At 37.5% G+C, this 13192-nt stretch carries 15 protein-coding genes and 1 pseudogene; 3 read left to right on the forward strand and 13 right to left on the reverse strand.

The annotated features are described in order from the left end of the window. Positions 1 to 19: 19 nt before the first annotated feature. Entirely contained in the window at positions 20 to 676 is a 657-nt protein-coding gene (locus ABH960_RS05195; protein WP_002015314.1) for a DUF421 domain-containing protein, read from the reverse strand. 103 nt (positions 677 to 779) lie between these two features. Between ABH960_RS05195 and ABH960_RS05200 the strand changes: the two genes are divergently transcribed. Further along, complete coding sequence (locus tag ABH960_RS05200) at positions 780 to 1163, forward strand: TIGR04086 family membrane protein (protein WP_002034133.1); 384 nt, start codon at positions 780 to 782, stop codon at positions 1161 to 1163. Positions 1164 to 1200: 37 nt separating this feature from the next. Here the strand turns inward: ABH960_RS05200 and yajC are convergent, their stop codons facing one another. From yajC to ruvA, 6 genes are read right to left on the reverse strand one after another with little or no spacing between them, the layout of a single operon-like run. Continuing rightward, the gene (gene yajC / locus ABH960_RS05205) at positions 1201 to 1461 is read right to left on the reverse strand and encodes a preprotein translocase subunit YajC (protein ID WP_002015317.1); all 261 of its coding nucleotides are present in this window, start codon (positions 1459 to 1461) and stop codon (positions 1201 to 1203) included. A gap of 27 nt (positions 1462 to 1488) precedes the next feature. Next, positions 1489 to 2628 (reverse strand): tRNA guanosine(34) transglycosylase Tgt, encoded by a 1140-nt coding sequence (gene tgt, locus ABH960_RS05210; protein ID WP_002015319.1) that lies wholly within the window; start codon positions 2626 to 2628, stop codon positions 1489 to 1491. 12 nt (positions 2629 to 2640) lie between these two features. Then, positions 2641 to 3693 carry a tRNA preQ1(34) S-adenosylmethionine ribosyltransferase-isomerase QueA gene (gene queA, locus ABH960_RS05215; protein ID WP_113935637.1) on the reverse strand — a complete coding sequence of 351 codons (1053 nt, stop codon included), beginning with the start codon at positions 3691 to 3693 and terminating at the stop codon, positions 2641 to 2643. Between the two features lie 19 nt (positions 3694 to 3712). After that, complete coding sequence (locus ABH960_RS05220) at positions 3713 to 3913, reverse strand: DUF2905 domain-containing protein (RefSeq protein ID WP_404443374.1); 201 nt, start codon at positions 3911 to 3913, stop codon at positions 3713 to 3715. Further along, entirely contained in the window at positions 3910 to 4911 is a 1002-nt protein-coding gene (gene ruvB / locus ABH960_RS05225; protein ID WP_000344470.1) for a Holliday junction branch migration DNA helicase RuvB, read from the reverse strand. The genes ABH960_RS05220 and ruvB overlap by 4 nt, the downstream gene beginning before the upstream one ends. A 5-nt stretch (positions 4912 to 4916) precedes the next feature. Next, positions 4917 to 5534, reverse strand: a complete 618-nt coding sequence (gene ruvA / locus ABH960_RS05230; protein ID WP_002088786.1) for a Holliday junction DNA helicase RuvA — start codon at positions 5532 to 5534, stop codon at positions 4917 to 4919. A gap of 189 nt (positions 5535 to 5723) precedes the next feature. On the opposite strand from ruvA, the gene ABH960_RS05235 reads away from it, so the two are divergent. Further along, complete coding sequence (locus tag ABH960_RS05235; RefSeq protein ID WP_113935638.1) at positions 5724 to 6668, forward strand: iron-hydroxamate ABC transporter substrate-binding protein; 945 nt, start codon at positions 5724 to 5726, stop codon at positions 6666 to 6668. A gap of 13 nt (positions 6669 to 6681) precedes the next feature. Here the strand turns inward: ABH960_RS05235 and ABH960_RS05240 are convergent, their stop codons facing one another. Next, positions 6682 to 7197: a BofC C-terminal domain-containing protein gene (locus ABH960_RS05240; protein ID WP_404443379.1), complete on the reverse strand. Its 516-nt coding sequence runs from the start codon at positions 7195 to 7197 to the stop codon at positions 6682 to 6684. A gap of 433 nt (positions 7198 to 7630) precedes the next feature. Between ABH960_RS05240 and ABH960_RS05245 the strand changes: the two genes are divergently transcribed. After that, complete coding sequence (locus ABH960_RS05245; protein ID WP_002143234.1) at positions 7631 to 8065, forward strand: hypothetical protein; 435 nt, start codon at positions 7631 to 7633, stop codon at positions 8063 to 8065. A gap of 32 nt (positions 8066 to 8097) precedes the next feature. Here the strand turns inward: ABH960_RS05245 and ABH960_RS05250 are convergent, their stop codons facing one another. From ABH960_RS05250 to nadC, 5 genes and pseudogenes are all read right to left on the reverse strand, one after another. Next, positions 8098 to 8745: a YhcN/YlaJ family sporulation lipoprotein gene (locus tag ABH960_RS05250; RefSeq protein WP_002034140.1), complete on the reverse strand. Its 648-nt coding sequence runs from the start codon at positions 8743 to 8745 to the stop codon at positions 8098 to 8100. 180 nt (positions 8746 to 8925) lie between these two features. Then, on the reverse strand, positions 8926 to 10848 hold the full coding sequence (gene exsA / locus ABH960_RS29540) for a spore coat assembly protein ExsA (protein WP_483862324.1): 1923 nt from the start codon (positions 10846 to 10848) through the stop codon (positions 8926 to 8928). Continuing rightward, positions 10830 to 10986 (reverse strand): annotated as a pseudogene (safA, locus tag ABH960_RS05255) (SafA/ExsA family spore coat assembly protein); the annotation flags it as partial. The gene exsA and the pseudogene safA, both read right to left, overlap by 19 nt. A gap of 224 nt (positions 10987 to 11210) precedes the next feature. Then, the gene (nadA, locus tag ABH960_RS05260; protein WP_328054161.1) at positions 11211 to 12317 is read right to left on the reverse strand and encodes a quinolinate synthase NadA; all 1107 of its coding nucleotides are present in this window, start codon (positions 12315 to 12317) and stop codon (positions 11211 to 11213) included. Positions 12318 to 12347: 30 nt separating this feature from the next. Then, a complete protein-coding gene (gene nadC, locus ABH960_RS05265; protein WP_002067403.1) occupies positions 12348 to 13181 on the reverse strand; it encodes a carboxylating nicotinate-nucleotide diphosphorylase in 834 nt (277 codons plus the stop codon). Between the last annotated feature and the right edge of the window lie 11 nt (positions 13182 to 13192).

Below are 13192 nucleotides of genomic sequence, written 5' to 3' on the forward strand. Positions count from 1 at the left end.
CATTCAAAATGGTAAGCCTCTAATTTTCTTTCAAATCAACGAAAAACTGTCCATTTTGAAAACTACAATATAAAATCTGTTTCACATCTTTATAACCTAAGTTATTCAGTTTCTCAACGAGCCACCCATCTGTATGTTCAATCATTTGCAAATGATTGTATTGAATTTCTCCATCAATAATTAGTGGGAGTGTAAAAATTGGTGTATCATTTTTGCTCTTTTTACTTTTTTGTTTTTGAAAGACAGATAACTTTCCAGATGGTTCTAAAATAGCGTATTCTACATCACGCACATCTCCGATTCCTTGCTCACGTAGTTGCATCAATAAATCATCTATGTTATATCGCTGCTTCCGCATCTTTTTTTCATCAATTTTACCTGCATTCACAAGAATCGCAGGCTCCCCTTCTATTAAATGCCGAAAACGCTGGAACTTTAAAGAAATGACCGACAAAATGATTTGTATACACATAAGAAAAGTCATTGGAACTAATTGATGCCAAAGTGATTTATCTGTATTTTCAATTGCCACTACAGCCATTTCACCTAGCATAATGAATACAACTAAATCTAATACACTTAATTCTCCAATTTCACGTTTACCCATAAGACGAAAAATAATTAAAATGATTATATACAAAAGCATTGTTCGTCCGATTATTGATACCCATTCCATTTCTACATCCCCTTTTTTTACTTATAGGCTCCCCTACAAAAAAGAAACTAGTCTAACTTAAACAAAATGAAAATATGCTTGTATTAAAAAGGGGGAATGCATAATGGATGGAACGAAAAAATTATCGAGCGCAATCGGCTTCGGTATTATTACCCTATTAATCCTCGCATCTATTACAAGTATGGTCATGGCTCTTTTATTAAAATTTACGAATATTAATGAAGGGACATTAGTAATTATTATTTTTATAATAGCCCTTCTGTCTATGCTTATGTCTGGATTTATTGCTGGTAAAAAGGCACAAGGAAAAGGATGGCTAGTAGGTTTCACAACAGGCCTTACATTCGCTATTCTCGTCTTTCTCGTTAACTATTTAGGCTTCTCTCAAACTTTATCGAACTCACAGTTACTCTACCAATTAGCATTAATGGGTGCGAGTACACTCGGAGGTATTTTCGGTGTAAATATGTCAAAACAAAATAGTTAAAAAAAGGCCCTGCACATTTCATGCAGGGCCTTCATCATTAGTTTTTCACAACTTCACGAATCGCATTGCGATCGAAAGTTAAGTGTGCACCACCAGATTTAACAACAATTTTTGTTTCATCCACTGATTCGATTGTAGCGTGTAAACCACCGATTGTTACGATAGCATCACCTTTTTTGATTTCATTTTGCATTTGTGCAACTGCTTTTTGACGCTTTTGTTGCGGGCGAATTAATAAGAAATAGAAAATCGCAAACATCGCAACAATCATAACGATATTCATCATACCTGCATTCATCTTGTGTTCCTCCTTTTAAATTATGTATTAGAAGTTTTTAGCATTCGGTTTATTAAAGCCATACTGTTCAAAGAACTCTTCGCGGAAATCGCCAAGACGGTCTTCACGAATAGCTTGTCTCACCTGCTCCATTAAGTTTAACAGAAAATGAAGGTTGTGATAAGACGTTAAACGAATTCCGAACGTTTCATCACATTTCATTAAGTGACGAATGTACGCACGAGAATAGTTTTTACATGTGTAGCAATCACAGTTCGGATCAAGCGGCCCGAAGTCTCTAGCGAATTTCGCATTTTTCACAACTAAGCGGCCTTCACTTGTCATACATGTACCATTTCGAGCGATACGAGTTGGAAGTACACAGTCAAACATATCAACACCGCGAATCGCACCATCAATTAACGAGTCAGGAGAACCTACACCCATTAAGTAGCGTGGTTTATCATCAGGAAGAAGTGGTGTTGTAAACTCAAGAACACGATTCATAATATCCTTCGGTTCACCAACAGATAGACCGCCTATAGCATAGCCAGGGAAGTCCATTGAAACAAGATCTTTCGCACTTTGACGACGAAGCTCTTCAAACTCCCCGCCCTGTACAATACCGAATAAACCTTGATCTTGTGGACGTTCATGCGCCTTTAGGCAACGCTCTGCCCAGCGGCTTGTACGCTCTACAGACTTTTTCATGTATTCAAAAGTAGCAGGGAACGGTGGACACTCATCAAATGCCATCATGATATCTGAACCTAATGCATTTTGGATTTCCATCGCTTTTTCTGGAGATAAGAATAATTTATCGCCATTTAAGTGATTGCGGAAATGAACACCTTCCTCTTCAATGCGTCGGAAATCACTTAAGCTAAATACTTGGAATCCACCTGAATCCGTTAAGATTGCACGATCCCAGTTCATAAACTTATGCAAGCCACCTGCTTCACGAATAATTTCGTGGCCTGGACGTAGCCATAAATGATACGTATTGCTTAAAATAATGCCAGAATCCATTGCTTTTAATTCTTCTGGTGACATTGTTTTAACTGTTGCAAGTGTACCAACTGGCATAAATGTCGGTGTATCAAATGAGCCGTGTGGCGTGTGCACTCGACCTAAACGCGCACCCGTTTGTTTACAAGTTTTAATAAATTCATAACGAATTGCTGTCATAATTTACTCCTTTTATTTGTTTCTCATTTTAGCGTGAGATGCAACGAACATCGCATCACCGAAACTAAAGAAACGATATTTTTCTTTTACTGCTTCATTATAAGCATGAAGTACATTATCTCTATTTGAAAATGCACTTACAAGCATAATTAATGTTGATTTCGGCAAATGGAAGTTTGTAATTAAACCATCAATTGCTTTAAATTCATATCCTGGGTACATAAAAATATCTGTCCAGCCAGAAGCTGCGCAAAGCTTACCACTATGATCTGTCGCAATCGTTTCTAACGTACGTGTTGATGTCGTACCTACAGTAATAATACGGCCGCCATCCTCTTTCACGCGGTTTAATAAAGCCGCAGTCTCTTCAGACATATGGTAATACTCTGCGTGCATATGATGCTCTTCAATAGTATCTGCAGAAACTGGTCTAAATGTTCCAAGTCCTACATGGAGTGTAATGAATGCTAACCCGACGCCTTTTTGCTTCAATTTCTCAAGTAACTCTTCTGTAAAGTGAAGGCCAGCCGTCGGTGCTGCTGCTGAACCGATTTCCTTCGCATATACCGTTTGATAACGATCGCGATCTTCTAGCGTCTCTTTAATATATGGAGGAAGTGGCATTTCTCCAAGCTCGTCTAAAATTTCATAAAAGATGCCGTCATATGAAAACTCAAGTTGACGCCCACCTTGATCTGCTGTTCCAATGCAAGTTGCTTTTAACTTTCCTTCACCAAAAGAGATGACAGTTCCTTCTTTTACACGCTTCGCTGGCTTTATAAGCGTTTCCCACTTATCGCCTTCCTCTTGTTTCAAAAGAAGCACTTCAATGTGTGCACCTGTATCTTCTTTCACACCGTGCAAGCGAGCTGGCATCACTTTCGTTTCATTTAAAACTAAGCAATCCCCCTCTTGTAAGTAAGAAAGAATGTCCGTAAAATGTTTATGCTCAATATCTCCTGTTTCACGGTCTAACACCATCAATCTTGATGTTTCACGCTCTTCAAGCGGAATTTGTGCAATGAGTTCTTCTGGTAAATGAAAATCAAACAGATTAATATCCATAACTGTATCCACCTATTTCTTATTTGAATCGATTTATTATATACATAATGAAAGATAATGCAATACTTAACACAATACATGTAATGCTAGGAAAATAAAAGGTAACGTTACCTTTTTTCACAAAAATATCGCCTGGAAGCCTTCCTATGAACTTCCAAGCTAATCCAACAACAATGAGCAAAATACCAGCTGTAATAAGCAGCTTTGGCATCTCCGTCATACTTTTGGCATCTCCATTCCGAAATGCTCATATGCAAGCGGTGTTACGATCCGGCCTCTTGGCGTTCTTTGTAAAAAGCCAATTTGTAATAAATACGGTTCATACACATCTTCAATCGTATGCGATTCTTCTCCAATCGTTGCTGAAACAGTTTCTAATCCAACTGGACCACCGCGGAACTTTTCAATAATACCAAGCAGTAATTTATGGTCGATATGATCAAGTCCTAATTTATCTACTTGTAATAGTTCTAACGCCATTTGTGTAATTTCCATCGCAATCGTTCCGTCACTGCGAACTTGTGCGAAGTCACGTACACGTCGTAATAGACGATTCGCAATACGAGGTGTACCACGGGCACGTCTTGCAATTTCTAATGCTGCTAACGAATCTATTTCAACTTCAAACACTTCTGCTGTACGTTCTACAATCGCAGAAAGCTGATCTACTGTATAGTACTCTAATCGTGAAAGTACACCGAAACGGTCACGAAGTGGTGCTGATAATGCACCTGCACGCGTCGTTGCCCCAACTAGCGTAAATGGAGGTAAATCTAGACGTACAGAGCGAGCTGACGGTCCTTTCCCAATAACGATATCAAGGCAAAAGTCTTCCATCGCTGGGTATAGCACTTCTTCAATAGATCTATGCAAACGATGAATTTCATCAATAAATAATACATCTCCTGGCTGAAGCGCTGTTAATACAGCTGCTAAATCTCCTGGTCTTTCAATTGCGGGACCTGACGTCGTTCGAATGTTAACACCCATTTCATTGGCAATAATATTCGCAAGCGTCGTTTTACCAAGTCCAGGTGGGCCATATAAAAGTACGTGATCTAACGTTTCTTCACGCATTTTCGCCGCTTCAATAAACACTTCTAAATTATGTTTCGCTTTATCTTGGCCAATATACTGACGGAGCGTCTGTGGCCGTAATGAATACTCTAAATCCGCATCTTCGTATCCAGATTCCCCTGAAAGGAGACGTTCGTCCATTATACTCACCTCTTACCATTTAGTAAAAGACTAAGTGCCTTTTTAATATATTGATCCGTCGTTAGTGATTCTTTTAATAACTCTGGTACAACACGAGAGACTTCTCGTTCTGCATAGCCAAGTGCACGCAGTGCTTCCAGTGCTTCATCAAGTTCAACTGATGAACCTTTCTTCGTATCAAAACTTTCAGTATCTGAGAACAAATCAACAAACGCATCTGGTACAACATCTGCTAGTTTTCCTTTTAAATCTAAAATCATTTGGCGCGCTGTTTTCTTTCCGACACCTGGGAACTTCACTAAGAACTTCTCATCTTCATGTTCAATCGCTTGAACGACCTGTCCGGTTTGACCAGAAGCTAAAATTGCAAGAGCACCTTTTGGTCCAATCCCCGATACACCTAACAATTTTGTAAATAATAAACGCTCTTCACGTGTTTTAAACCCGTAAAGTGCCATAATATCTTCTCTCACATAGTGATATGTATAGACACGGATTTCTTGCTTACTTCTTTGAAATACATACGGATTTGGTGTGAAAATTTGATAACCAATTCCATTATGGTCAATTACGACATATTCCGGTCCTACATACTCCACGTAACCTGTAACATATTCAAACAAAATACGATCTCTCCCTCTCAAATCATGTATTCCATTTTAACATATTTAACAATAGAAAAGCGAGACTGCCCCAACAAATGTTCCCCGTTTACAATTTCCGTTTTTTTCTATTGACATAAATACAAAAAGAACATTAATATACAGAAGTCGATAATGATTATCAATATTAATTAAAGGGGTTACATCAGGATGAAACAAAAGCTATTTATTTTATTTACTATTATGCTAGTTGTTCTTTCTATCGTTGGCTGTTCTTCTCAAAAAGAAGAAGCAAAAGCAAAAGAACAACCGAAAACAAAAGTTGTAAAACATGCTAAAGGGGAAGCAACAATTCCAGCTAATCCAAAGAGAATTGTTGATTTATCTGGATCAACAGAGGAATTATTAATCCTTGGACATAAACCTGTTGGCACAGCAAACACATATAAAGATAAAATCCAAAATCACTTAACGGACAAGCTAGACGGTGTAAAGGCAGTCGGCTGGTACTGGGCACCTAAAGTTGACCTAGAGGCTGTTACAGCTTTAAAACCAGACTTAATTATTTTAAACAATCGTCAATTGAAAATTTATGATCAACTAGAAAAAGTGGCACCGACAGTTGTTCTAGAAACAAATCTAGAAGACTGGCGCGGTAAGTTTAAAGAAGTAGGTAAACTATTTGGCGAAGAAAAGAAAGCCGACAAATGGATTGCAGATTACGATAAAAAAGCAGACTCTTTATCTAAAAAAATTAAAGAGAAAACAAAAGATGAGAACTTTATGTTCGTTGCAGTAACACCACAAAACTTCCGTGTATACGGTAGCTTCGGATATGGTGACATCATCTTTAACGACTTAAAACTTCCAGCAACAAAAGGTACAGATTTAAAACAAACGATGGCACAAGTATCACTAGAAGGTCTTGTTGCATTCCAGCCTGATCAAATGTTTATTGTAAACTTCGGCGGAGAAGCTGATAAAGTGTACGAAGACTATAAAAACAGTGCGGTTTGGAAAGATAATAAAGCAGTAAAAAACAATCACGTATATGAAGTATCGAATGAAATCTTCAATACGAAAGCATTCAATCCAATCGGAAAAGATATGCTAATTGATGAAATCGCAAAAGAGATTTTAGCTAAGAATAAATAAGAAAAAAAGCAGCTCACCCTGAGCTGCTTTTTTTCTTATTTTGCACTGCGTATTGCTTCATTTTTTCGATTGTCTTTACAAAACCTTCTTTTGATTTTATGCGAATACCACGTTTCAATTCCGCACGCTCATAGCTCTCAAGCTTTTTCATATCAATTTGAAAGAAGGAATGGATCGCGTTATTACTTTTCGGTACCCCTTTAAAAATTTGCAATATCCCTTCCTCTGAAACACCAAAATAACCGCTCGTTTTCAGTAAAGGAGAAATATCATCAACTTTCCTTTGTAATACGATTTGCACATCATCACGATCAACAAGTTGCCATTCTTTATATTGCTGCAAAAACTTTTCTAAATCCGCTACTTTTTCTGTCAGTATTTCCTCGCTTACTTCTCCATCAACATACATACGCTCTAATAAAATTGTAACCTCAGGTACTTTTTCTGTTATTTCTGCCCTCACATCGGATCCATAAGCTAAGCAAAACATCACAACAAAAGCTTGCACTGCAATTAGCATCCATTTCATTTCCGTTCACCTCTTCTAGGCAAAATCATACTTTCATTTGTAGCTTTTCCGGAAATGGGGGTTTTATCCATATAAACAATAGCATTAAATTTCTAAGGAAAATAAAAAATGCAGATAAGGGTTAATCCTCATCTGCATGTATCATTTACTTTTATATAAAATGAAAGACGCCTGCAAAGCAGGCGTCTGATGCGTTTACGGCGAAAGACCAGGCGACCACATTCGCGTGTTTAGCACTTAAGCATATCTCTCGACTTACGTAAATTAGCTCATCGCTTTGCTAATATAACATTAACAAGGTAGAAGCGCAATATATTTCTAAATATATTTTTCTTCCTCTTTCAACCAATTGAAATCTATGCAAATTATAAATTGATTAATGCAATATATATGTTACAATTGATACTATAAATATAAACAGGGGATGAATGCTTTGAAAAAAATTAAAGATGAACGCCTCATACTTCAAACGTTAAAAAACATACGTATTGCCTTTCTTTTTCAATCAATTGGTATAATCGGAATTTTAGGCTATATCGGATTCACAGAAGGAATGGATCAAATTACGAAATCTCCATTGTGGTTATTATTTATTCTTACAAGTATTGTACTTAGTTATTTACAGTTAAGCGTTTCTATCGATGTAGAAGAAAGCGAAAAGGAAATAAAGTTAACTCCTTATTACAAAATTATTTTACGCTCTCTTATTGTAGGAATTATCATAGCTATTATTTATATCATTTTCAGTCCAGAAAGACCTCTATTTGAAGCTATTTTAACAGGTGGTATTCTCTTCATATGCTTTTTAGCGTCTTACTCCGTTAGTTATTTTATAACAAAACGCCGTTTACAAGACGATGATGAATAAAGAGGAAGGGCTAGCCCTTCCTCTTTAGTTTGTTATCGCATAGTACCAGTCAGGCCGTAACGAATGTCTCGGAACATATTTGTTATGTCACGATTAAAATCGTTTGTAGCTGTGCCGTTACGTAAACGCGTACTCATTGCATCGACACGAGTAAACATGTCATTTCTTACAGAAACATATACGTTTCTATTTCCAACTTCATTCACAACAGCTTGACGAATTTCGTTCGCCATCGCTGTTTCATTCGTCGCTGTATTACGTGGTTTTACCGCAATCGCTACATCGTTTCCATATACAACTGTAGAAACTCGGTCTACGTTATTCATACGTTTCACACGATTCGTAATTTTCTCCGCAGTTTTACCATCATTGTTAATGTATGAATTGTTCATTGTAATATTACGAGTTGGATGTGGATTAGCAATTTGCCCATTGTAATTTACATCACGGTAATAATTATTATATCCTGTATCGTTACGACCGTTTCTATATGTTACATAATCTGTAGAACGATCGTTACGCGCTACATTATCACGATACTGGTGTGTATCATTATAAGATGTACGCTCGTAATTATAGTTACGTCCATCCATCGCATTATTATCTTTTGGTGTACCACATGCAGCTAATGCACTGGTAACTAACAAAGAAGCAGCAATAACTTTTACTTTCGTATTCAATACAAAAACCCCCTCTGTTAGAATGAACTTCTCTTTCGAAAAGCTCCCCCTTATGATGAGTAACAGAGAGGTTTTTTACACTGTTAATATTTCACTAGGAATTTTCTAACACTTAATGTAAATTCACCATATTCCTAACTATCACGAATACAAAAAAGGTGGGAATAACCCCACCTTTTTTTAAACTTCCTCTTCGTCCTTTTCTTCTGAAACTGGTTCTCCAAATACGTTTGGTGGGTCCGGCTGATAATACATCGTTCCTGGCTGTGGTGCATATGCTGGCTGAGTTGGTTGATAATATAAAGGATTAGCATATTGTGGTCCACCCGGTTGTGGACTATATAACCTACTTTCTCCTCCGCATCCACAATCTTCTTCACCTTGCACGAGTGGCGGCATATTATTATCCATTGGCATCATATTTGGATTTGGCATAGAAGTATATTGCGGTGCCATTTGTTGATACGGCATTTGATTGTATGGATTTTGTTGCTGATACTGCGGATATGGCGGCATTATTGGCTGTTGATATGGCATCATGTTTGGCATTTGATTGTTATCCATTATCGGCATCATGTTTGGCATTTGATTGTTATCCATTACTGGCATCATGTTTGGCATTTGATTGTTATCCATCATCGGCATCATGTTCGGCATTTGATTGTTATCCATTACTGGCATCATGTTTGGCATTTGGTTGTTATCCATTATCGGCATCATGTTTGGCATTTGATTGTTATCCATTATTGGCATCATATTTGGCATTTGGTTGTTATCCATTATCGGCATCATATTTGGCATTTGATTGTTATCCATTATCGGCATCATATTTGGCATTTGGTTGTTATCCATTATCGGCATCATATTTGGCATTTGGTTGTTATCCATTATCGGCATCATGTTTGGCATTTGATTGTTATCCATTATCGGCATCATGTTCGGCATTTGATTGTTATCCATTACTGGCATCATGTTTGGCATTTGATTGTTATCCATTATCGGCATCATGTTTGGCATTTGGTTGTTATCCATTATCGGCATCATGTTTGGCATTTGATTGTTATCCATTATCGGCATCATGTTTGGCATTTGATTGTTATCCATTATCGGCATCATGTTCGACATTTGATTGTTATCCATTATTGGCATTATATTTGGCATTTGATTGTTATCCATTATTGGCATTATATTCGGCACTTGAATATTAGGCGGTATTACTTGCGGGATAATAACACTTTCTTTTGATACGTTTGGCGAGACTATGCTTCCTACATTCTCTTTCTTCACTTGCGGCGACACTATATTCCCTACATTCTCTTTCTTCACTTGCGGCGACACTATATTCCCTACATTTTCTTTTTTCACTTGCGGCGACACTATATTCCCTACATTCTCTTTCTTCACTTGCGGCGACACTATATTCCCTACATTCTCTTTCTTCACTTGCGGCGACACTATATTCCCTACATTCTCTTTCTTCACTTGCGGTGACACTATGTTTCCTATATTGTCTTTTTTCGTTTGCGGAGAAATGACATTGTTAGGTTTCATTTTATTAATTTGAGGAGCAATTAACTCGCTTCCCTTTTTTATTACATCTGAAATTTTATATTCTTTTTTCGCTTTAATTGGTGGTTGCGGTGGCTGTGGTAACACATTGATAGAAAATTTAGTGTTTTCTTTCGTAGTAGGTTTTAGTTTTTCTACTTTCTCTACAACAGGTGGTTTTTGAATGACAGGCAGCTTTTCAACTGGCTTCTCTTTTTGAATCGGAATTTCTTTTTGCACTTCTTTTTGTGGCTTCACTTGCACTTCCTTTTGCGGCTTCACCTGTATTTCCTTTTGCGGCTTCACTTGCATTTCCTTTTGCGGCTTCACCTGCATTTCTTTTTGCGGTTTTATCTGCATTTCTTTTTGCGTTTGTTGCATAGCTGGTTGTTGTGTAATAGGTGTTGGTTGATACGTGATCTCATCTTCATCTTCTATTGCAAGTGGCGTTGGTGTTGATGCAAACTCTTTTTGCTGCACCTCTTTTACATATTGTTTCGGGGGCGCTGAACCCGATCCAGTTTGTTGTTTCACATGAACGCTATGCGATGGCACTTTAATTTTCATCCCTGGCATAATTAGGTCTGGATTGCTAAGCTGTGTATTTGTTTTTTTTAGCGTTTCAAAATCCACTCCGTACTTTTTTGCAATTTTCCAAAGGGTCTCCCCTTTTTGCACGATATGAATTTTCAAATTTTCCCCCTCCTGTATAACTTATCTATAAGTAAAAACACTTTGAAGTAACACTTTCTAAACAACATTAACTTCTTTTACTTTTATCACTTCTTCTATTTTCAATATGATTCGAAGTGGAATAAGCATAGAAAAACCGCAATGATTTCCTCAACACAATGTATGCCTATTTCATCCTTGTTATGATTATATGTACGAAAAAAAGCAACGGAAATCCCGCTGCTTTAAACGCGCTCTAACATACGATTTAATGCAAGAACTGCCTCTTCTGTTACTTGTTTCTCTACACGAATAACGTTAATTTGTTCTCCTCTTTCTATGTTCTCAAGTGCCCATAACAGGTGAGGTAAGTCAATTCGGTTCATCGTTAAGCAAGGACACATAAACGGATTTAGCGAAATAATTTCTTTATCTGGATGTTGCTGAATAATTCGGTTCACTAAATTCATCTCTGTACCAATCGCCCACTTACTTCCCGCCGGAGCTGCTTCAATCATATCAATAATATATTTCGTTGATCCTGCATAATCAGAAGCAGCAACCACTTCATAACAACATTCAGGGTGAACAATAATATTCATATCCGGATGATTTTTTCGCACATTTTCAATATTTTTCACAGTGAAGTTTTGATGAACAGAACAATGGCCTTTCCATAAAATCACTTGAATTTCTTCTATATCTCCATCGTACTCTAATGAATCTGTATGCGGGTTCCACACTGCCATTTTTTCTAACGGAATACCTAAATCATACGCTGTATTTCTTCCTAAATGTTGGTCTGGTAAAAAGACGAGACGCTCTTTTTGTGTAAACGCCCAAGACACCATTTGTTTTGCATTGGAAGAGGTTACTGTTGCCCCTCCATTACGACCACAAAACGCTTTGATCGCAGCTGTTGAATTTACATACGTTAATGGAATCATCGTATCCCCAAATAATTTCGCGAGCTCTTTCCACGCTCTTTCTGTTTGTTCAATATCTGCCATATCTGCCATAGAACAGCCGGCACGCATATCTGGTAAGATGACAATTTGATCATCTGTCGTTAACATATCTGCCGTTTCTGCCATAAAGTGCACACCACAAAACACAATATATTTTGCCTCTTTATTATTCGCTGCAACTTGCGCGAGTTGCAGTGAGTCCCCTGCTGCATCTGAAAATTGCACCACTTCATCTTTTTGATAATGATGTCCTGGAATAAATAGCAATTCACCCATTTTTTCTTTAATTTCGCGAACACGCTCTTCCATCTCTAATGTAGACATCATTTGATAACGCTCTGGTAACATTACTTCGATTGGCTGAACTTTCTCTAAAATACCCATTTATGATTCTCCCCCTCTAAACCACTCTCATTAGGCCTCAATATTAAAACTAATATCAAGTGCTTTCACTGAATGTGTTAACGCTCCAAGTGAAATATAATCTACCCCTGTTTTTCCGTATTTTGATAAATCTTCAATTGTAATACCACCTGAAGCCTCCGTGACGATGGCACTTGGTACAATTTTTGAAAACTCACGAATCTCTTCTGGCGTACGATTATCGAACATAATAACATCTGCGCCGGCCTCTATCGCTTCTCTTACTTGCGCCTCTGTCTCTGTTTCGACTTCTACTTTCACCATATGTCCCAATCTTTCTTTCACCGATGTAACAGCTTTTGTAATCGAGCCAGCAAAAGCAATATGATTGTCTTTAATCATGACACCATCATATAAACCGAATCTGTGGTTAAATCCGCCCCCGCATACTACAGCATATTTATCAAACATACGTAGTCCTGGCATCGTTTTTCTCGTATCACAAATGCGTGTATGACTGCTATCTAAAGCAAAAACCGCCTTACGTGTCATCGTCGCTATCCCGCTCATACGCTGAATAACGTTTAATATAACGCGCTCTGCCGTTAATAATGATGCGATCGGGCCTTGCACGGTTGCAATTATTTCGCCTTTTTCTACAAGATCCCCATCTTTTTTATGAAGTTCAACTTCAATTCTCTGATCAATTAATTTAAATCCTTCTTCAATTACTAAGCACCCTGCAAATACCCCTGTATCCTTTACAAGAAACGTTCCTTTCGCAAGTGCATTATCGGGAAAGATAAGCTGAGATGTTACATCTCTTTCTCCTATATCTTCTAGAAAAAATCGATTTAATGCTTCCTTAACTTTTAACGTATTCATAAAATCCCTCT

The organism is Bacillus sp. RC252 (assembly GCF_044909215.1).
Lineage (GTDB): Bacteria > Bacillota > Bacilli > Bacillales > Bacillaceae_G > Bacillus_A > Bacillus_A mycoides.